Consider the following 19,071-nt stretch of genomic DNA (forward strand, 5'->3'; position numbering starts at 1 on the left):
AGATGAACACACTGGTCAAGCAGACCTGGGCGGGTCTGCGCGTCCTGATCGCACTGACGATCATCCTCGGCATCGTCTATCCGCTGGCCGTCTGGACGATCGGCCGGATCCCCGGTCTGCAGGGCAACGCCGAGGGATCGGTCGTCACGCAGAACGGGCAGGCCGTCGGGTCGTCCCTCATCGGCATCGACCCGGTGCCGGCCGACCCCGCGCACGACCCCTGGTTCCACAACCGGCCGTCGGCCGGCTCGAAGGACGCGCTCGGCCCCGGCGACCCGTCCGCCTCGGGCGCGTCGAACAAGGGCCCGTTCAACGAGGACCTCGTGAAGACCATCACCGAACGCAAGGACGCCATCGCGAAGCGGGAGAACGTCGCCCCGGCCCAGGTGCCGGCCGACGCCGTGACCGCTTCCGGTTCCGGCCTGGACCCGTCGATCAGCGTCGCCTACGCCGATCTGCAGATCCCGCGCGTCGCGATGAACACGGGGCTGAGCGAGGACAAGGTGCGCCAGCTGGTCGAGGCGAACACCTCCGGTGCCGGCATCGGTGTGCCGGGCGTGAACGTGCTGCTGCTCAACTTGGCCGTGCATTCCGCCGCGCCGGGAGCACACTGACAACGTGAGCACACCGAGTACGACCCCGAAGCCGCGCCGAGGAGAACTGCGGATCTACCTCGGCGCGGCTCCGGGCGTGGGCAAGACCTTCGCGATGCTGGGCGAGGCGCGCCGCCGGCTGGAACGCGGCACCGACGTCGTGGTGGGCCTCGTCGAGACCCACGGCCGGCAGAAGACCGCCGACCTGCTCGACGGCCTCGAGATCGTGCCGCGGCGCACGGTCAGCCACCGCGGGCACGAGTTCGCCGAGATGGACCTCGAAGCGATCCTGAAGCGCGCGCCCGAGGTCGTCGTCATCGACGAGCTGGCGCACACCAACGTGCCCGGCGCGCGCCACGACAAGCGCTGGCAGGACGTCGAGGAACTGCTCGAGTCGGGGATCGACGTGCTGTCCACGGTCAACGTCCAGCACCTGCAGAGCCTCAACGACGTCGTCGAGCGCATCACCGGCGTCACGCAGCAGGAGACCGTGCCCGACGAGGTCGTGCGCAAGGCCGAGCAGCTGGAGCTCGTGGACATCACGCCGGAGGCGCTGCGGCGCCGGCTCGCGCACGGCAACGTCTACCCGGCCGAGCGCATCGACGCCGCATTGGGCAACTACTTCCGCCCCGGCAACCTCACCGCGCTGCGCGAGCTGGCGCTGCTGTGGGTCGCCGACCAGGTCGACGTCGCTCTGCAGCGCTACCGCGCCGAGCAGAAGATCACGGACACGTGGGAGGCGCGCGAACGCGTCGTCGTGTCCATCACCGGCGGACCCGAGAGCGAGACGCTCATCCGGCGCGCGAGCCGCATCGCCACGCGCGCGGGCGCCGAGCTGCAGGTGGTGCACATCCTGCGCGGCGACGGTCTGTCCGGCCTCAGCCCCACGGCCATGGCGCGCAGCCGCACGCTGGCCGAGGAGGTCGGGGCCACGTTCCACGCGGTCGTCGGCGACGACGTGCCCACCGCGTTGCTGGACTTCGCACGCGGGGTCAACGCCACGCAGCTCGTGATCGGCACGTCGCGCCGGTCGCGGGTGGCGCGGCTGTTCGACGAGGGCATCGGTGCGGCCGTGGTGCAGCAGTCCGGCTCGATCGACGTGCACATGGTCACGCACTCCTACGCCGGCGGCCGGCTGCGGGCGCGGCTCGGCGCGAGCCCGCTGGCGCCGTCGCGGCTCGTGCTGGGCTGGCTGCTGAGCCTGGCGCTGCCGATCCTCGCGACCGGGCTGGGCGTGCTGTTGCGCGACACTGTCGAGTTCTCCACCGACGTGATCCTCTACGTGCTCGCGACGGTGATCGTCGCGCTCGTCGGCGGCCTCGGCCCGGCGGTGGTCGCGGCCGTGTTCGGCGCGGGCCTGCTCAACTTCTTCTTCACGCCACCGCTTTACACGCTCAACGTGCACAGTCCGCAGAACGTGGTCACGCTCGTGGCGATGATCGTGGTCGCCGTGCTGGTGGCCCTCGTCGTCGCCTCGGCGGCCCGGCGCGGCAGCCAGGCCGCGCGGGCGCGCACGGAAGCGGCGCTGCTGGCGTCGTACGCACGAACGGTGCTGACGAACCCGAACCCGATCGAGCGGCTGCTGGAGAAGGTGCGGGAGAACTTCGGCCTGACGTCGGTCACGTTGCTGGAGAAGAAGAACGGCGCGTGGCACAAGGTCGCGATCGCCGGGCAGTTCCCGTGCGCCGACCCGGACGAGGCCGATGTGGACATCGCGGTGACCGCCGACGTCCACCTGACCCTGCGCGGCCGGGCGCTGCCCGCGGCCAACCGGCGGGTGCTGGAAGCCGTGGCGGGGCAGGCGCTGCTCGCCCTGCGCCAGCAGCGGATGGCCGCGGCCGCGGCGGAGGCCGAGCGCAAGGCCGAGGCGACGGAGCTGCGAACCACGCTGCTCTCGGCTGTCGGCCACGACCTGCGCACGCCGTTGACGTCCATCAAGGCGGCGATCGGCAGCCTGCGCGCGCCCGACCTGTCCCTGTCCGAGGAGGACACGGGCGAGCTGCTGGAGGCCATCGAGCTCTCGGCCGACCGGCTCGCCGGGCTCATCGACAACCTGCTCGATTCCTCCCGCCTGGCCACCGGCGCGGTCACGCCGCACCTGCGGCCGGTGGGCTACGACGAGGTGGTGGCCCACGCACTGTCCAACGTGGACAACTCGCGCGACGTGAAGGTGGGCGTGGACATGAGCCTGCCTTCGGTGCTGGCCGACCCCGGCTTGCTCGAACGGGTGATCGCCAACGTCCTCGACAACGCCCTGCGCCACGGCGGCGGCGTGGTGTCGGCGCGGGCGAGCGCGCACTCCGAGTACGTGGAGCTGCGGATCGTGGACCACGGCCGCGGTCTGCGGAAAGGCACGGCGGACTCGGCGTTCGCGCCGTTCCAGCGGCTCGGCGGCGACCGCGACTCGACCCCCGGCGTGGGGTTGGGGCTGTCGGTCGCGAAGGGCTTCATCGAGGCCATGGGCGGCAGCATCCGGGCCGAGGACACGCCGGGCGGCGGTCTCACCGTGGTGATCTCGTTGCCCGCCTACACCGGGCAGAATCCGGACAAGGACCTCCTCAAGATCGACGAGGCCGCCGGCTCAGTCGCCGACGAGGCGGTGGAGGGAGTGGGCACGTGAGTCCCGACAAGGCGGCCACCGTGCTGGTGGTCGACGACGAACCGCAGATCGTGCGCGCGCTGCGGATCAACCTCAACGCCCGCGGGTACAAGGTGATCACGGCGCACGACGGCACCGCGGCGCTCAAGGCCGTGGCCGAGACCAAACCCGACGTGGTGGTGCTCGACCTCGGGCTGCCCGACCTCGACGGCACCGAGGTGATCGCCGGCCTGCGCGGCTGGACCACGGTGCCGATCATCGTGCTCTCCGCGCGCGGCGACTCGGCCGACAAGGTTCAGGCGCTCGACGCGGGCGCCGACGACTACGTGACCAAACCGTTCGGCATGGACGAGCTGCTCGCCCGGCTGCGGGCCGCCGTGCGACGCTCCACTGTGGCCGGCTCCGACGGCGCGGAAGCCGTGGTGGACACCGGTTCCTTCACGATCGACCTGGCGGCGAAGAAGGTCCGCCGCGACGGGCGCGAGGTGCACCTGACCAAGACCGAGTGGGGCGTGCTGGAGCTGCTGGTGCGCAACCGCGGCCGGCTGGTGGCGCAGAAGCAGCTGCTGCACGAGGTGTGGGGACCGTCGTACGAGACGGAGTCGCACTACCTGCGCGTGTACCTGGCACAGCTGCGGCGCAAGCTGGAGCCGGAGCCCTCCCGCCCGCGGCACCTGCTGACGGAACCCGGGATGGGGTACCGCTTCGAGGTCTGAACACGACGATGGCCGCCCCGCGGGGCGGCCATCGTCGTGTTGTCAGCTGGTGGGACCGGTCGGGTCGGTCGTGCGAACGTCCGTGGAGGACGAGACCGGCGGCGAGCTCGGTGGCTCACCGCTGCTGCTCGATCCGCCGCCACCGCTGCTGCTCGGCGGCGGGTTGTCCGAAGACGAGGGCGGGTTCTCGGACGAAGACGGCGGGTCGCTGGGCTTCGTCGGCGTCGACGGCGGCGGGTCGCTGCGCGGCGTCGTTGTCGGGCTCACTGTGTTGCCGCCGGTGGGGTGCTGCCCCGGGTTGCCAGGCTGACCTGGCGGGTTGTTCGGCGGCGGGATGACCACGGTGGTGGTCGGCACGCCGTCGGAGCCCGTGGAGACCACGGTCGTCGGGGTCGAGGGGACCGAGGTCGGGTCGCCCGGGGTCGGCTCGCCGGTCACGGTCATCGGGGCGCCCGGCACGGCGTTGCCCGGCACGACCTGCGAGCTGCCCGGCAGGGTGCCCTGGCCGCCGCCGGGGACGGTGGTGGACGTGGCGGTGGTGCTGCCCGGGCCGGCCAGTTCGGCGACCGCGGCGAAGGCCGTGGCGACCACGAGCCCGCTGACGCCGAGGATGGCGTAGCCGGCCCGGTTCATCAGGCCGCTCGCGGCCTTCGGTGGTGCGACGGAGATGCGTGAGCTCGGATCCGGCCCGTCGGGACGGGACATGCAGGCTCCTTACATGCGGTTCATCGCTGTACAGGTCGGGGCAGTCAGGACGACGCCGTCCCTCGGCGTCGCCGGTGCCCTGGCTTTCGGGCACCACATCCCGACGTCGGAAGTCGTGGCGCGGTTCGGTCCGGCTCCCCGGAGTAGTTCGGGGGATCGGGGTGCCGGACGCGGACCCCGGCCGGGAGGTTATCACCGCCTGTGACCCATTCGCGCAGGTACGGGGCCTGCCCCGTCACTGTCCGCAGCGGGTGGCGTGGGGCAGGATGGACGCGTGAGTGAGGAAGAAACACACATCCGGCTTTCGGCGTGGGTCCACGGGCGAGTGCAGGGGGTCGGTTTCCGCTGGTGGACCCGGAGCCGTGCGCTGGAGCTCGGCCTGGTCGGCTTCGCGCGCAACTTGCCCGACGGGCGTGTCGAGGTGGTAGCGGAGGGTGGTCGAGACCACTGTGAGCGGTTGTTGGCCACCCTGAAGTCGGGAGAATCACCCGGAAGTGTGGATCACGTCGTCGAGCGCTGGAGCCCGGCGAAGGGCGGTCTGACGGGGTTCGTCGAGCGCTGACCGGCAGCGCCGGGGGCATTGCGCCGCCCGGGTGACCGCTGTGACGGGTGGGACACAAGGGGTTGCCGGTGCGCTGCGTTCTGTGCTAGGCGCGCCGGGAGAAGGCGGCCTCCCGCGATCACGGCGGGTGCCCGGGTAGCCTTGGCGGACTGTAGAGCCAGTACTCGCGGCCGGAAGGGTCAGCACCACGTGCACCTGAAAAGCTTGACGCTGAAGGGTTTCAAGTCCTTCGCCTCGGCCACCACGCTGCGGTTCGAACCCGGGATCACGTGCGTGGTCGGGCCCAACGGTTCGGGCAAGTCCAACGTTCTCGACGCGCTGCGCTGGGTCATGGGCACCCAGGGCGCCAAGGACCTGCGCGGCGGCAAGATGGAAGACGTCATCTTCGCCGGCACCGCGGGCCGCGCCCCGCTGGGCCGCGCCGAGGTCACGCTCACCATCGACAACGCCGACGGCGCGCTGCCGATCGAGTACACCGAGGTCTCCATCACGCGCCGCATGTTCCGCGACGGCGCGAGCGAGTACGAGATCAACGGTGACCGCTGCCGCCTGATGGACGTGCAGGAACTGCTGTCGGACTCCGGTATCGGCCGCGAGATGCACGTCATCGTCGGGCAGGGGCAGCTGTCGGCGATCCTCGAGTCGAAGCCCGAAGAGCGCCGCGCCTTCATCGAGGAGGCCGCGGGCGTCCTCAAGCACCGCAAGCGCAAGGAACAGACCCTGCGCAAGCTCGCCAACATGCAGGGCAACCTCGACCGCCTCGGCGACCTCACCACCGAGCTGCGCCGCCAGCTCAAGCCGTTGGGCAAGCAGGCCGAGATCGCGCGCAAGGCCCAGTCGGTGCAGTCCGAGCTGCGCGACTCCCGCCTGCGCCTGCTGGCCGACGACCTCGTGACCCAGCGCGACGCCATCGCCCGCGAAGAGGCCGACGAGCGCACCGCCCGCCAGCGCCGCACCGAGGTGGAGCAGGCCCTGGAGGTCGTGGCCGCCGAGGAGACGGAGCTGGAGGCCTCGCTCGCCGAGGACGCGCCGAAGCTGCAGACCGCGCAGGAGACCTGGTACAAGCTCTCCGCGCTGGCCGAGCGCCTGCGCGGCACCGTGCGCCTGGCCGTGGAGCGCCAGCGCCACCTGTCCTCCGACGTCTCGGCCCCGACGGGCGGACGTGACCCGGAGGAGCTGCTGGCCGAGGCCGAGCAGGTTGCCGAGCGCGAGCAGGAGCTCAACGAGGCCGTGATGGAGGCCCGCGAGCTGCTCGCCGAGACCGTGCTGCGGCGCGAGGACCTCGAACAGCGCGTGCAGGCCGCCGAACGCGCCCACTGGGCCGCGGTGCGGGCCATCGCCGACCGTCGGGAGGGCATGGCGAAGCTGACCGGCCAGGTCGAGGCGTTGCGCAGCAAGAACGGCGCCACCGCCGACGAGATCGACCGCCTGTCGGTGTCTCTGCAGGAGTCTGCCGAGCGGGCGGAGATCGCGCTGGAGGAGCTCGAAGAGGCCAAGGCCGAGGGTGGGGTCGAGGAGTCCGACGACGCCGACCTGATGCAGCGCCACGACCGCGCGGTCGAGGCCAACAACGCCGCCAAGGCGCGCGTCGAAGAGCTGGTGAAGGCCGAGCGCTCCGCCGAACGCGAAATCGCGTCGGAGCGGGCGCGCGTCGAAGCGCTGTCGATGGGCCTCAAGCGCAAGGACGGCGCCGGCGCGCTGCTGGGCGCGTCGCACGAGCTGCCGGGCCTGCTGGGTTCGGTCGCCGCGCTGCTCACGGTGGAGCCGGGCCACGAGGTGGCGCTGGCCGCCGCGCTCGGGCCGGTGGCCGACGCCGTGGCCGTGGCCGGCGGCGAGCAGGCGCTGACCGCGCTGAAGTATTTGAAGGACACCGATTCCGGCCGCGCCGGCATCGTCCTCGGCGGCTCCGGCTTCAATGCGTCCACTGTGGACACATCGTCGTGGCCGATGCTGCCGTACGGCGCCCGCTGGGCCCGCGAGGTCGTGACCGCGCCCGACCAGCTGCGCCCCGCGGTGGAGCAGGCGCTGGACAAGCTGGCTCTCGTCGACGGCCTCGACGCCGCGCGTCAGCTGGTGGCGAGCCACCCGGACGTGCGGGCGGTGACGCGCGAGGGCGACGTCTTCGGCGCCCGCTGGGTCGCCGGTGGCTCAGCTGCACGCGAGAGCGTGATCGAGGTCCAGGCGGCCGTCGACGAGGCGGGCGAGCGGCTGCGCACGGCCGAGCGCGCGCTGGAACGGCACACCGCCGAGCTGGAAGGCGCCCGCGCCGAGCAGCAGGCCCGGCGCGAAGAGGTCGGCCAGGCCAAGGACGCCCTCGGCGACGCGAAGGTCCGCAAGGCGCGTTCGTCGGAGCGGCTGAACCGGATGCAGCAGGCCGCGCGCTCGGCGCAGGCCGAGGTCGAGCGGCTCGCCGGGCAGCGCGCGAAGGTCGAGCAGAGCCGCGAGCAGGCGCTCGCGCAGCTGGCCGAGCTGGAGGAACGGCTCGCCGCCGTCGCCGAGCAGCCGGTGGAGGACGACCCCGACACGGCCGAGCGCGACGAGGCCGTGGAACAGCTGACCGTGGTCCGCCAGGAGGAGATGGAGGCGCGGCTGGCGCAGCGCACCTCCGAGGAGCGGGCGCGCAGCATCGCCGGGCGCGCCGAGTCGCTGCGCCGCGCGGCCCGTGCCGAGCAAGAGGCCCGGGAACGCGCGGCCAAGGCCCGCGAGGCGCGCGAGCGGGGCGCCGCGATCGCCAACGCCGTGGTCAACGCCGGTGAGCTCGCGCTGGAACGCATCGAGCACTCCGTGCAGCGCGCGGCCGCCGAACGCGACGAAGCCCAGGCGCAGCGCCAGACCCGCGAGACCGCGCTCACCGCGGTGCGTGCCAAGGTCCGCGAGCTGTCCGGCGAGCTCGAGAAGCTGACCGACGCCGTGCACCGCGACGAGGTGCTGCGGGCCGAGCAGCGGCTGCGGCTGGAGACGCTCGAGGCCAAGATCGCCGAGGACTTCGGCATCGGCCTCACCGACCTCGTCCAGGAGTACGGCCCCGACGTGCCGGTGCCGCCGAGCGCCGGCGAGATGGCCGAGTACGAGGCGGCGAAGGAACGCGGCGAGGACGTGACCATGCCGCCGCCCATGCCGTACGACCGCGACACGCAAGCCCGCCGCGCCAAGCGCGCGGAGAAGGACCTGACGCTGCTGGGCAAGGTCAACCCGCTGGCGCTGGAGGAGTTCGCGGCGCTGGAGGAGCGCTACAAGTTCCTCTCGACCCAGCTCGAGGACCTCAAGGACACGCGCAAGGACCTCGAAGCCGTGATCCGGCAGGTCGACGAGAAGATCCTCGAGGTCTTCGCCTCGGCCTACGCCGACGTGGCGCGCGAGTTCGAAACCGTGTTCAGCGTGCTGTTCCCCGGCGGCGAGGGCCGCATGGTCCTCACCGAGCCCAACGACCTGCTCGCCACCGGCGTCGACGTCGAGGCGCGCCCGCCGGGCAAGAAGGTGAAGCGGCTGTCGCTGCTCTCGGGCGGCGAGAAGTCGCTGGTGGCCGTGGGCATGCTCGTGGCCATCTTCCGCGCCCGCCCTTCACCCTTCTACGTGATGGACGAGGTCGAGGCGGCGCTCGACGACACCAACATGCGCCGGCTGATCGGGTTGCTGGAGCAGCTGCGCGACTCGTCGCAGCTGATCATCATCACCCACCAGAAGCCGACCATGGAGATCGCCGACGCGCTCTACGGCGTGAGCATGCAGGGTGATGGCATCACGAAGGTGATCTCGCAGCGCCTGCGTGCCGAAGACGAGGAGCCGGTGCCCGCGGGCTGACTCCGGACGTGCGAAAAGGGGCTTTCCCGGGTGACCGGGGGAGCCCCTTTTCCGTTGTTGCTTTCAGTTCGCGGTCCAGAAGGCGTACTCGGCCGAGTACGGCGTGGAGGTCTGCTGACCCGTGGTGCACGCGCCCTTCGGGGCGAGGCCGCCCTTGGTGGCCAGCCGTTGCACGTAGGTGACGGTGCCGAACACGCCCTTGCCGGTGTCCTGGTCGGACTTGAGCAGGAGCTCGGGGATCGCGTCGGTGTGCTGCACCGCCTTGCCGGGCACGGCGGTGGCGGCGACCGTGCTACCGTCCACAGTGGACGTCCACACCGGTCCCTTGCTGTGCAGGGCCACGGCCTTGCCGTTGTCGGACATGATGGCCGCGGGCTGGATCAGGGTCCACGCGCCGTCGGTGCAGCCGTAGATCTGCACGCCCTCGCCGTGGAAGGTGGCCACGCGCTTGTTGCCCGGCGGCACCTGCACCTGCGCGGGGGCTGCGATCACCTCGGGGGTGCCGTCCTGGGTCCCGGCCTGGTCCTGCGCCTGCGTTCCGGCCTGGGCGCCGGCCGCCGCCTTCGCCGGCGCGCCCGGATCGGCCGCCGCGGCCCCGGAGGCTGACGAACACGCCGTCGCACCGCCCAGGAGGATCATCGAACCTGCCGCCAGTGCCAGAGAAATCCGCTTCATCGTCCCCGCCTGATCCGGGCCCGCCGTCCGGTGGCGGGCGCTCGTCAGATGCACGAGCGCCCACCCCGGGACGGTTCACCCGATGGGGGAAAATTCTCGCCGGGGTGATCAACCGCCGGTCAGACGGTGACTTCTTCCTGCGGCGCGTCGACTTCCGCGGCGTGCGGGTCGGCGTCGCGGTGGCGCAGCGCGAGCAGCCCGCCGACGACCATCGTGATCACCACGCCGACGAACGTGTACCAGTAGGTGGCCATCGGCACGAGTGTCTTCGTGGCCGCGCCGAACTGGATGTGCACGGCCGTGGTGGTCTTGTCGAACTTGACGAACAGGATCAGGAACGCCATGCCCACCACCGAGCACGCGAACGCGACCACCGCGTCGGCCTGGCGCGCCTTCTTCACGATCAGGCCGAGGAAGAACGAGCCCAGCAGCGCGCCGTAGGTGTAGCCGACGATGCCGAGGCCCTGCTGGATCACCGGGTCCTTCGAGTTGGTGAACAGCGACGCGAAGATCGCGAACACGACCGCCCAGATCAACGTCCACATGCGACCGTGGCGCAGCAGCTTCGAGTCCTCCACCGACCGGTTCGTGAAGCGCTGGTAGAGGTCGGCGATGGTCGAGGTGGACAGTGCGTTGAGCGCCGAGGCCAGCGCGCCCATCGTGGACGCGAGGATGCCGGCGATGAGCAGGCCGGCCAGGCCTACGGGCAGGTCGTTGACGATGAAGTTGGAGAACACGTCGTCGCCGGACATCTTCCCGGCCGCGACCGCCGTGGCCGTCGCGCCCGTCTTGCCGCCGGTGTACACCCACAGCATCGCGCCCACGACCAGGAACAACGCGAACTGCACGAACACCACGAACGACGAGCCGATCAGCGCGCGCTGACCGTCGCGCAGGCTCTTGGTCGACAGCAGCCGCCCGACGATCAGCTGGTCCGCGCCGTGCGAGGCCATCGACAGGAACGCGCCGCCGACCACAGCGCCGATGAACGCGTACGGGCTGGTGATGATGTTGGACGTGAAGTCGGTGAGCTGGAACCTGCCCTGGCTCGCGGCGATCGAGGTCCAGCCGTCGGGCAGCTTCGTCGAGAGGAACACGACCGCGCCGATGGCGCCGAGGACGTAGAGCGACCACTGGATCACGTCGACCCAGATCACCGACTTGATGCCGCCGACGAACGCGTATATGAGCGTGAGCGCCGTGAGCAGCACCACGATGTGCCAGTACGACGTGTGGATGCCGTAGTGGTCGAGGATCGCCTTGATCGGGATGGCACCGGCGAACAGCCGCAGGCCCTCGGCGAGCAGGCGCGTGACCACGAACGTGACCGACGCCGTGCCCTGCAGCCCGCGCCCGAAGCGGCGGCCGAGGAACTCGTACGCGCTCACGTAGTTGCCGCGGAAGTAGCGGGGCAGCAGCACGAACGCGGCGACGATGCGGCCGAGGATGTAGCCGAACGCCACCTCGAGGAAGAGGAACTCGCTGCCGAAGACCAGGCCCGGGGTCGAGATCACGGTGAGCGTGGACGTCTCGGTGGCCACGACCGAGAGCGTGACGGCCCACCAGGGCATGCTTCGTTCGCCGACGAAGTAGTCGTTCGCGGACTTCTGTCTGCGGCCGACCAGCACGCCGATGATCGGCATCGCCGCCAGGTACACGATGACGATCACCAGATCGACTGGGTTCATGGGGTTTCTCCTACCGTCGTGCGCCAACTTCCGTGACCCGCAAGCGGTCCACGGTGCCCCCCAGTGGGGCCGGAAGGTTCAGGGGGTCCGCTCCGGGCGTGATCGCGCCGAGCAGCCGGGGCCCGCGCGCGCCCGTCGCCGACGGCAGCGTGGCCGGCACTCCGCACCAGGTCAGCCAGCCGAGCAACGCCGTCAGGTACGCCTCTTTGCCCGCGCCGGGCAGGCCGAGGTCGTCGCTCGTGCGCAGGGCGACGCCGGCCAGGTCGGCCGCCAGCGCCGCCATCACGGCGGGGTTGCGCATGCCGCCGCCGGAGACGACGAGCGTCGCCGCGTGGTGGCGCCGGCATTCGGCGGCGACGGTCGCGGCGGTGAGTTCGGTGAGCGTCGCCAGGAGGTCTTCGGGCGTGAGCGGCGGCAGACCGGCGAGGGCGGCGTCGAGGTAGGCGCCGTGGAAGTGCTCCTTGCCGGTGGACTTCGGTGGTGCGGCGGCGAAGTACGGGTCGGCGAGCAGCCGGTCGAGCAGGTCCCGGCGGACGGTGCCGGCGAGCGCGAGCTTCCCGTCGACGTCGGCGTGCTGCTCACCGCCGGTCACGCGGGTGGCGGCGAGGTCGAGCAACGCGTTGGCGGGACCGGTGTCGTACGCGAACACGGCGTCGCTCTCCCCGACCACCGTGATGTTGGCGATGCCGCCGAGGTTGAGCGCGGCCACGGGGTTGCCCGTCTCTTCGGCGAGGCCGCGCAGCCACAACGCGTCGAGCGTGCTGGCCAGCGGTGCGCCCTGACCGCCCGCGGTGATGTCGCGGATGCGCAGGTCGGCGACGACGGGCGTGCCGGTGCGTTCGGCGATCCACGCCGGCTGGCCCAGCTGCAGCGTGCCGAGCGCCACGCCGTTCTCCACCCAGTGGTAGACGGTCTGGCCGAGCGACGCGATCACGTCCACGGGCCCGTACTCGGCGATGCCCCGCGCGGCGGCTTCGGCGAAGGCCTGGCCGACGCGGGTGTCGAGGACGGTGAGCGCTTCGGCGCTGCTCGGGTTGGGCGGCAGGGCGTTCAGCACTGCCCCGCGGGTTTCCGGCGTGAACGGCACGTCGAGCTCGCCGAGCGGAGTGAGGACCACGGTGCCGTCTTCGGCGTGCAGCTCGGCGACGGCGACGTCGATGCCGTCGACCGAAGTCCCCGAGAGGAGGCCGAGAACGCGGAAGCCGTGGGTTTTCATCCGGAGTGGTTTAGCCGGGGTGAAGCGGTGACGCAAGCCGCGCCGTGAAGTCTTGGCCGAATCGGAACTCTGCGTGTGATCCGTTGGCCTGAAGGGGGTAGCGCGGTGGGGTGTCCGGGGGAGCCGGGGAGCGGATGACAGGATGGGTGCGTGTCGAGCACCTGGTTCTGGATCGTCATCGTCGCCGTCGTCGTCCTGGTCGCCGTGCTGGTGTCCGGGCTGCTCATCGCACGTCGGCGGCGGATCAGCCTCGAACAGACGCGCAAGGTCGAGGAGAAGCCGAAGGGCGGCGGGTACACCGCGTCCGGCGGCATCACCTTCGCGCCCGGAGGCGAGGCTGAGGCCGTCGCTGCGCCGGAACCGGTGCCGGCCGAGCACCCCGTCGAGGACCGCCCGGAGGTCGACGGCCAGCCCGCCGTGGGCGACGACGCCGCCGTGCCGCGCGACTCCGACCAGCGCACGATGCGCGACGTCAAGCTGCCCGAGCCCGAGGCGGAAGCTCCCGCGGCCGTCGAGGGCACCGTCGAACCGATCGAGCCGGTGCTCCCGATCGAGGAGATCGACCCTGCGACCGGCCGCCTGGAGCGCCTGCGCGGGCGGCTGTCGAAGTCGCGCTCGATGTTCGGCCAGAGCCTGCTGGGCCTGCTCGGTGCCGGTGACCTCGACGAGGACTCCTGGCAGGACGTCGAGGACTCGCTGCTCGTCGCCGACCTCGGCGCGGCCACCACGACCCAGATCGTCGAGCGCCTGCGGGACGAGCTGTCGCGTCGCGCGGTGCGCACGCCCGCCGAAGCGCGCGAAGTGCTGCGCGAGGTCCTGACCGCTTCGCTGTCCACGGACGGCATCCGCGCCGTGCGCGCGCTGCCGCACGAGGTCGACGGCCAGAAGCAGCCCGCCGTGGTGCTCGTCGCCGGCGTGAACGGCACCGGCAAGACCACCACCACCGGCAAGCTCGCGCGCGTGCTCGTCTCGCAGGGCTCCACCGTGGTGCTCGGCGCGGCCGACACGTTCCGCGCCGCGGCCGCCGACCAGCTCCAGACCTGGGGCGACCGCGTCGGCGCGTCCGTCGTGCGCGGCAAGGAAGGCGCCGACCCCGCGGCCGTCGCGTTCGACGCGGTGAAGCGCGGCATCGACGAAGGTGCTGACGCGGTCCTCGTCGACACCGCCGGCCGCCTCCACACCAAGACCGGCCTCATGGACGAGCTCGGCAAGGTCAAGCGCGTCGTCGAGAAGCAGGCGAAGGTCGACGAGGTCCTGCTGGTGCTCGACGCCACCACGGGCCAGAACGGCCTCGCCCAGGCCCGCGTGTTCTCCGAGGTCATCGACGTCACGGGCATCGTCCTCACCAAGCTCGACGGCACAGCGAAGGGCGGCATCGTCTTCCAGGTCCAGAAGGAGCTCGGGGTGCCGGTGAAGCTCGTCGGCCTCGGCGAGGGCCCGGACGACCTGGCGCCGTTCGAGCCCGGCGCGTTCGTGGACGCCCTGCTCGGCTGAGACACGATTCGCTCGTTGAGGTGATCAACGGGCGAAGAGCGCAGAACCCCCGCCGGTCTCTGTCACGGTGATCACGTCGTGACAGCCGGACGAGGGGTTCGCGGGGATGACGGGCGGGTTCGACGCCGTAACGGAGGAGCTCGAACGCGCCGCCGACACCATCGGTGACGTGGTCGGAGGCGCCGCGGGCCTGCTGTGGCAGGGGCCGAGCGGCGACTACGGGCACCCCGGTGTGCAGGCGGGCTGGGGCAGCTTCATCGAGGACATCAAGTCCGTCGTCGACGCGCTCGAGGGCAAAGCCCAGGGCCACGGCGAGGACCTGCGCACCGCGGCGGTGCGTTACGCGGGCGCCGACGACACGGCGACCGACGCGATCGTGAAAACCGCGGCGAAGGCGTTCGGCGGGCACGGCGGACCGTCCGACGGTGGCATCTTCGGCCCGCTCGGCGAGATTCTGCACCGGTCCGCGGGCCCGGCCGAAGGCGAGAAGCTCGGTCCCGCGTGGACGGGCGGCGGGACCGGCCGCATCAGCGGGTCGATCGAAGAACTCCCGCCGGACGTGATGAGCCCCGAGCGTTCCCGGGAGCTGTTCCCCGGTCCGAAGTCCGAGGTGGAGGGCCCTGACCCCGCCACTGAGGCGGACCGCGAAGGGCCGGTCTTCTGATGGCCGCCGAGCTGGGGGAGACGACCGACCCGAAGGACCTCGTCCCCGGGGAGCCGCGGTTCATCTCGGGTGACCTGAAGGACCTCGTCCGCAACATCCAGAAAATGGCCGCGATCTCCGACGGCCTCTCCGGCGTCGACGCGAAGCAGTGGACCGGCGAGGCGAGTGACCGCTTCCGCGAGACCTTCGGCCAGGAACCGAAGAAGTGGTTCGACACCATCGGGGTCCTGGGCGGCGGCGCCAACGCGCTGGCCGACTACGGCGACGCACTCACGCGCAGCCAGTCCGAGGCCCAGCGGGCGATCGAGCTGTACACGCAGGGGCAGGCGGCCACGCGGGCCGCGTCGGCGCAGTGGACCGTCCAGGCCTACCGAGCCCTCACCTCCGGTGCGCAGGTTCCGCCTTTCGCTGACCCGGGCCAGTCCGCGACGCAGGAGGCCGAGCGGATCCTGCGGGCCGCCCGGGCCGCGCTCGAGGAGGCCGGCGGTGAGACGGCGAAGAAGCTCGGCTTCAAGAAGCAGGACGACGGCAGCTATTCGAAGGATCTCAAGAAATTCGGTGCCGACCGGCGCCAGAAGTGGGATCCGGACAAGAAGCAGTGGGTCGACACCGACGAAGACGAGAAGGGCTGGGCCGCGGGCAAAGGCGGCAAGGGGCGCAGCTTCGAAGCCGAGTGGGGTTCGCAGTCCGACGGGATGCTCACCGACAAACTCGGCGGCCTTCTCGAAAAGTTCGGCATCGACACGTCGGAGAGCACCGTGTCGGCCTCGGCGAGCGTCGACCTGGTCGACGGTTCGCTGGACGGCAAGTTCGGCGACGGAACGTTCGGCGGCAGCGGCAAGATCGAGGGCGCGGCCCTCGGAGCCGGCGCCGAGGCCCACGCAGGGGCGTCCGCGCTGGGCCTGACCGCGGGCGCGTCGGCCGAGGCGTATTTGGCCAAGGGCAGCGCGGAAGGCGAAATTCACTACGGCGACCACGTTGCGGTGAAGGGCGACGCCTCGGCGGAAGTCGGGGCCAGGGCATCCGCCCAGGGCTCCCTCGGCTGGTCCGGGATGCAGGGCAGCGTCGAGGGGTTCGTGGGCGGCCGGATCGAGGGCAACGCGAGCGCCGAGGTCGCCGGTGTCACCGCCGGTGCGCACGGCGAAGCGTGGGCCGGGATCGGCGCCGAGGCGAGCGGCCAGTTCGGCATGGGCGACGACGGGAAGTTCCACGTCGGCGCTTCGGTCGGCGTGGCCCTGGGTATCGGTGGCAAGGTCGGGTTCGACCTGAGCATCGACCCGGGTGAGGTCGTCGACACCGTGCAGGACGTGGCCGGTGACGTCGGCGAGGTCGCGTCCGACGTCGGGCACGGCATCGCGAACGCGGCCGGCGCCGTCGGCGACTTCCTCGGCTTCTGACCACCAGAACCAGCAGATTCGGAGCAGACACAGTGGCAGGCACCCTCCCCGTCCCGATCGAGTTCTCGCTGCCGGACGGCTGGCGATCGGTTCCGCCCGACCAGGTCGGCACCCCGGACGCCGCGTTTGTCGCGCTGAATCCCGCGTCGGCACGCGAAGGGTTCACCGCGAACATCACGATCACCGGCGAGCTGCGCGAGGACGACGTCGCGCTCACGGCGGTCGGCGACGAGGCCGTGGAGAAGCTGCGCGCGGCCGGCGCCCAGGGCGTGCAGCTCGGGCGGCGCAACGAGGTCGGCTCGGCTGAGAACCCCGGGCTCACGCAGGCGGTGAAGCTGACCGTCGGGCTCAAGGGCAAGCAGGTGGATCTCGTGCAGTTCCAGGTGTTCCTGGCGATGCGCGACCAGCAGGACCCGCAGCGGCGGGCCGTGCTGCACGTGGTGCTGTCGGCGTTGCTGGAGAACCAGTTCGAGCACGTGATCGACGACTTCCAGAAGTTCCTCACCACCGTCAAACCGGAGCAGGCGGCATGAACGACACCGCGCGGCAGCTGCTGGCCCGCATCGAGGCGATCGACGCGGCCGCGACCGACAACCGCCTCCGGGCCGAGGCGTACCAACGGGTCGCCGACGAGCTCAAAGACGCCATGGGCAGCGCCACGTCGCCGGATGGGGTGGTCACCGTGGTTGCCGGTCCCGGCGGCGCGATCGCCTCGGTCACCTTCAGCGAACGCGCCCGCGAGACCGATCCCGCTGTGCTGTCTTCCGACGTCCTGCGCGCGATCGGCGAAGCGCAGGCCGCGGCCGCGCGGATGCAGGCCGACGTCGTCCGTCGCGGCCTCGGCAGCACGGAGTTCCTCGACCGCGTGCTCGACTCCGACGAACAGCTCTTCGGCGCTCCTCGCCCGACCTCGGTGGCACCGCCGCCGCGCCCGCCGGTTCGCGAAGTGCCGCCGGAGGGCGAGTTCGACGACTTCTCCGTGTACGACCAGGAATCGACCCGGTGAGCGTCGCTCTGATCCTCGTGATCGTCGTCGGCGGCACGCCCTTGGTCGCGGCCGCGGTGGCGTGGTCCGTCGTGGACGAGCTGTTCTCTCCAGCCGGTGTGTTCGCCCGGCCGCCCGAAGCGTTCGAGGCGCGCGAGATCGTGAGCGGGACGCACCGCGGGCGCCCGTTCGAGTTCACCTTTCCCCGTTCCGTCTGGACCTAGAGGAGGCAAACAGTGTTGCGTCGGGTGGTTGTCGCCGTGTGCGGAATCGCGTTGGTGGCCGGGTGTTCCGCGCACGTGGAGGTGCAGCGGCGGGTGGCGAAGGCCGATCTGGAGAAGGGGATCGCCGACGCGCTGCAGAGCTCGTTCGGGCGGCGGCCGGACTCGATCACCTGCCCCGGCCCGATCGACGCGAAGGTCGGGCAGCAAATGCGCTGCGAACTGGCCGACGGGTCCACGAAGTACGGCCTCACGGCGACCATCCACACCGTGAACGGCAGCGACGTCCGCTACTCGGTGAAGGTCGACGACCACGCCGTCGGCAATTGAGATGACACACCGGCCCGCGCGGGCGCACACTCCAGCCATGGATTGACGCCCGCGTGGACCGCCCGTTTCCCCTCGTCACCCGAACACCCCCAGACGAGAGGAGACCCAGTCATGATCATCGAAGGCCCGCGCGTCCGCCTGCGCCCGCTCACGCGGGACGACCGGCAGCGCGCCCAGGAAATCCTGTCCACGCCCGAAGTCGCGCGGTGGTGGGGCGAAGCCGTGCACGAGGTCGAAAGCCTCCTCGACGAGGAAGCCGGCTTCTCCAGCTACGCCATCGAGCTCGACGGCGAGGTCGTCGGCCTCATCCAGAGCTGCGAGGAGCTCGACCCGCAGTACCGCCACGCCGGCATCGACATCGCCGTCGCCCCGAGCCACCACGGTCGCGGCCTCGGCCCGGAGGCCATCCGCGTGCTCGCCGCGCACCTGTTCGCCCAGGGCCACCACCGCCTGACGATCGACCCGGCCGCCGCCAACGACAAGGCCGTGCACGTATACAGCAAGCTCGGCTTCCGCCCCGTCGGCCTGCTGCGCCAGTACGAACGCGGCCCCGACGGCACCTTTCACGACGGCCTGCTGATGGACCTGCTGGAAGGTGAGCTCAGGTAACCGGCAGCTGCTGCGAAAGCCGGTCGGCGATCTTCTGCACCACGGGCGCGATGCTCGCCACCGCGTCCGCGGTCAGCCGGCCGGACGGGCCGGACACGGACACCGCCGCGGGTACCGGCATGCCGGGGACCGCGACGGCGATGCACCGGACGCCGAGCTCCTGCTCGGCCTCGTCCAGTGCGTAGCCCTGGGCAGCGATGCGCGTGAGCTCGGTGGCGAGCGAAGAAGGGTCGGTGAAGGTGTGTTCGGTGTACGCGGGCATGCCGGTGCGCGCCAGGAGCGCCGCGACGTCGTCGGCGGGCAGCTGCGCGAGCATCGCCTTGCCGACCCCGGTGCCGTGGGGCAGCAGGCGCCGGCCGACCTCGGTGAACATGCGCATGGAGTGCTTGGAGGGCACCTGGGCCACGTACACGACCTCGTCGCGTTCCAGCACGGCGAGGTTGGCCGTCTCGCCGACCTCCTCGACGAGCTCGACCAGCAGCGGCCGCGCCCACGAGCCGAACTGCATGCTGGCGTTCTCGCCGAGGCGGATGAGCCGCGCGCCGAGGGCGTAGCGGCGGTTGGTGTTCTGCCGGACGTACCCGAGGTCCACCAGCGTCCGGATCAGCCGGTGAATGGTCGGCATGGGCAGCCCGGACAGGGTCGCGAGCTCCGACAGGCTGGCCTCCCCACCCGTGTCCGCGAGGTGCTCCAGCAGCTCGAACGCACGCTGCAGGGACTGGACGCCGCCGTCCCGTCCGCCTTTTTCAGCCGCCACCGGTGGTCCTCCTCACAGGTCCTCTTCTTCCGAGCGTTTGAGCTTCCGCTATGCAGAAA

Annotated in this window: 18 protein-coding genes; 13 read left to right on the forward strand and 5 right to left on the reverse strand. The window is 71.4% G+C overall.

Going from position 1 to position 19,071, the window contains the following annotated elements; genetic code table 11:
• Nucleotides 1-2: 2 nt before the first annotated feature.
• From ACQPXB_RS10620 to ACQPXB_RS10630, 3 genes are read left to right on the forward strand one after another with little or no spacing between them, the layout of a single operon-like run.
• Nucleotides 3-614 carry a potassium-transporting ATPase subunit C gene (locus tag ACQPXB_RS10620; protein ID WP_366580810.1) on the forward strand — a complete coding sequence of 204 codons (612 nt, stop codon included), beginning with the start codon at nt 3-5 and terminating at the stop codon, nt 612-614.
• A 4-nt stretch (nt 615-618) separates the two neighbouring features.
• Nucleotides 619-3,213 (forward strand): DUF4118 domain-containing protein, encoded by a 2,595-nt coding sequence (locus ACQPXB_RS10625; RefSeq protein ID WP_432851176.1) that lies wholly within the window; start codon nt 619-621, stop codon nt 3,211-3,213.
• Nucleotides 3,210-3,908 (forward strand): response regulator, encoded by a 699-nt coding sequence (locus ACQPXB_RS10630; protein ID WP_364065569.1) that lies wholly within the window; start codon nt 3,210-3,212, stop codon nt 3,906-3,908. Before ACQPXB_RS10625 ends, ACQPXB_RS10630 begins: the two co-directional genes overlap by 4 nt.
• A 42-nt stretch (nt 3,909-3,950) precedes the next feature.
• Here the strand turns inward: ACQPXB_RS10630 and ACQPXB_RS10635 are convergent, their stop codons facing one another.
• Nucleotides 3,951-4,613 carry a hypothetical protein gene (locus tag ACQPXB_RS10635; protein WP_432851178.1) on the reverse strand — a complete coding sequence of 221 codons (663 nt, stop codon included), beginning with the start codon at nt 4,611-4,613 and terminating at the stop codon, nt 3,951-3,953.
• A 274-nt stretch (nt 4,614-4,887) separates the two neighbouring features.
• Here ACQPXB_RS10635 and ACQPXB_RS10640 point away from each other — a divergent pair, with 274 nt between their 5' ends.
• Nucleotides 4,888-5,175 carry an acylphosphatase gene (locus ACQPXB_RS10640; protein WP_366580815.1) on the forward strand — a complete coding sequence of 96 codons (288 nt, stop codon included), beginning with the start codon at nt 4,888-4,890 and terminating at the stop codon, nt 5,173-5,175.
• 189 nt (nt 5,176-5,364) lie between these two features.
• Nucleotides 5,365-8,976: a chromosome segregation protein SMC gene (smc, locus tag ACQPXB_RS10645; protein WP_432851179.1), complete on the forward strand. Its 3,612-nt coding sequence runs from the start codon at nt 5,365-5,367 to the stop codon at nt 8,974-8,976.
• 63 nt (nt 8,977-9,039) lie between these two features.
• Here the strand turns inward: smc and ACQPXB_RS10650 are convergent, their stop codons facing one another.
• The 3 genes from ACQPXB_RS10650 to ACQPXB_RS10660 all read right to left on the reverse strand — a co-directional run bounded on the left by ACQPXB_RS10650 (nt 9,040) and on the right by ACQPXB_RS10660 (nt 12,555).
• Nucleotides 9,040-9,651 (reverse strand): DUF3455 domain-containing protein, encoded by a 612-nt coding sequence (locus ACQPXB_RS10650; protein ID WP_366580819.1) that lies wholly within the window; start codon nt 9,649-9,651, stop codon nt 9,040-9,042.
• A gap of 119 nt (nt 9,652-9,770) precedes the next feature.
• Nucleotides 9,771-11,339: a sodium:solute symporter gene (locus ACQPXB_RS10655; protein ID WP_366580821.1), complete on the reverse strand. Its 1,569-nt coding sequence runs from the start codon at nt 11,337-11,339 to the stop codon at nt 9,771-9,773.
• Between the two features lie 10 nt (nt 11,340-11,349).
• Nucleotides 11,350-12,555 (reverse strand): anhydro-N-acetylmuramic acid kinase, encoded by a 1,206-nt coding sequence (locus tag ACQPXB_RS10660; protein ID WP_432851180.1) that lies wholly within the window; start codon nt 12,553-12,555, stop codon nt 11,350-11,352.
• A 150-nt stretch (nt 12,556-12,705) separates the two neighbouring features.
• Here ACQPXB_RS10660 and ftsY point away from each other — a divergent pair, with 150 nt between their 5' ends.
• From ftsY to ACQPXB_RS10700, 8 genes are all read left to right on the forward strand, one after another.
• Nucleotides 12,706-14,049, forward strand: a complete 1,344-nt coding sequence (gene ftsY, locus ACQPXB_RS10665; protein WP_366580825.1) for a signal recognition particle-docking protein FtsY — start codon at nt 12,706-12,708, stop codon at nt 14,047-14,049.
• A gap of 106 nt (nt 14,050-14,155) precedes the next feature.
• A complete protein-coding gene (locus ACQPXB_RS10670; RefSeq protein ID WP_366580826.1) occupies nt 14,156-14,713 on the forward strand; it encodes a hypothetical protein in 558 nt (185 codons plus the stop codon).
• Nucleotides 14,713-16,110, forward strand: coding sequence for a putative T7SS-secreted protein (locus tag ACQPXB_RS10675; protein ID WP_432851181.1), 1,398 nt, complete (start codon nt 14,713-14,715; stop codon nt 16,108-16,110). The genes ACQPXB_RS10670 and ACQPXB_RS10675 overlap by 1 nt, the downstream gene beginning before the upstream one ends.
• Nucleotides 16,111-16,142: 32 nt before the next feature.
• Nucleotides 16,143-16,643, forward strand: coding sequence for a hypothetical protein (locus ACQPXB_RS10680; protein WP_386948221.1), 501 nt, complete (start codon nt 16,143-16,145; stop codon nt 16,641-16,643).
• Nucleotides 16,640-17,116 carry a YbaB/EbfC family nucleoid-associated protein gene (locus ACQPXB_RS10685; RefSeq protein ID WP_432851183.1) on the forward strand — a complete coding sequence of 159 codons (477 nt, stop codon included), beginning with the start codon at nt 16,640-16,642 and terminating at the stop codon, nt 17,114-17,116. Before ACQPXB_RS10680 ends, ACQPXB_RS10685 begins: the two co-directional genes overlap by 4 nt.
• On the forward strand, nt 17,113-17,319 hold the full coding sequence (locus ACQPXB_RS10690) for a hypothetical protein (protein WP_366580833.1): 207 nt from the start codon (nt 17,113-17,115) through the stop codon (nt 17,317-17,319). The genes ACQPXB_RS10685 and ACQPXB_RS10690 overlap by 4 nt, the downstream gene beginning before the upstream one ends.
• 12 nt (nt 17,320-17,331) lie before the next feature.
• The gene (locus ACQPXB_RS10695; RefSeq protein WP_366580835.1) at nt 17,332-17,646 is read left to right on the forward strand and encodes a DUF4333 domain-containing protein; all 315 of its coding nucleotides are present in this window, start codon (nt 17,332-17,334) and stop codon (nt 17,644-17,646) included.
• Between the two features lie 111 nt (nt 17,647-17,757).
• The gene (locus ACQPXB_RS10700) at nt 17,758-18,255 is read left to right on the forward strand and encodes a GNAT family N-acetyltransferase (RefSeq protein ID WP_432851184.1); all 498 of its coding nucleotides are present in this window, start codon (nt 17,758-17,760) and stop codon (nt 18,253-18,255) included.
• On the opposite strand, the gene ACQPXB_RS10705 is transcribed toward ACQPXB_RS10700, so the two are convergent.
• Entirely contained in the window at nt 18,248-19,012 is a 765-nt protein-coding gene (locus ACQPXB_RS10705; RefSeq protein WP_366580839.1) for an IclR family transcriptional regulator, read from the reverse strand. The two genes, ACQPXB_RS10700 and ACQPXB_RS10705, sit on opposite strands and share 8 nt — an antisense overlap.
• Nucleotides 19,013-19,071: the final 59 nt, after the last annotated feature.

It is taken from the genome of Amycolatopsis sp. CA-161197 (assembly GCF_050942255.1).
Lineage (GTDB): Bacteria > Actinomycetota > Actinomycetes > Mycobacteriales > Pseudonocardiaceae > Amycolatopsis.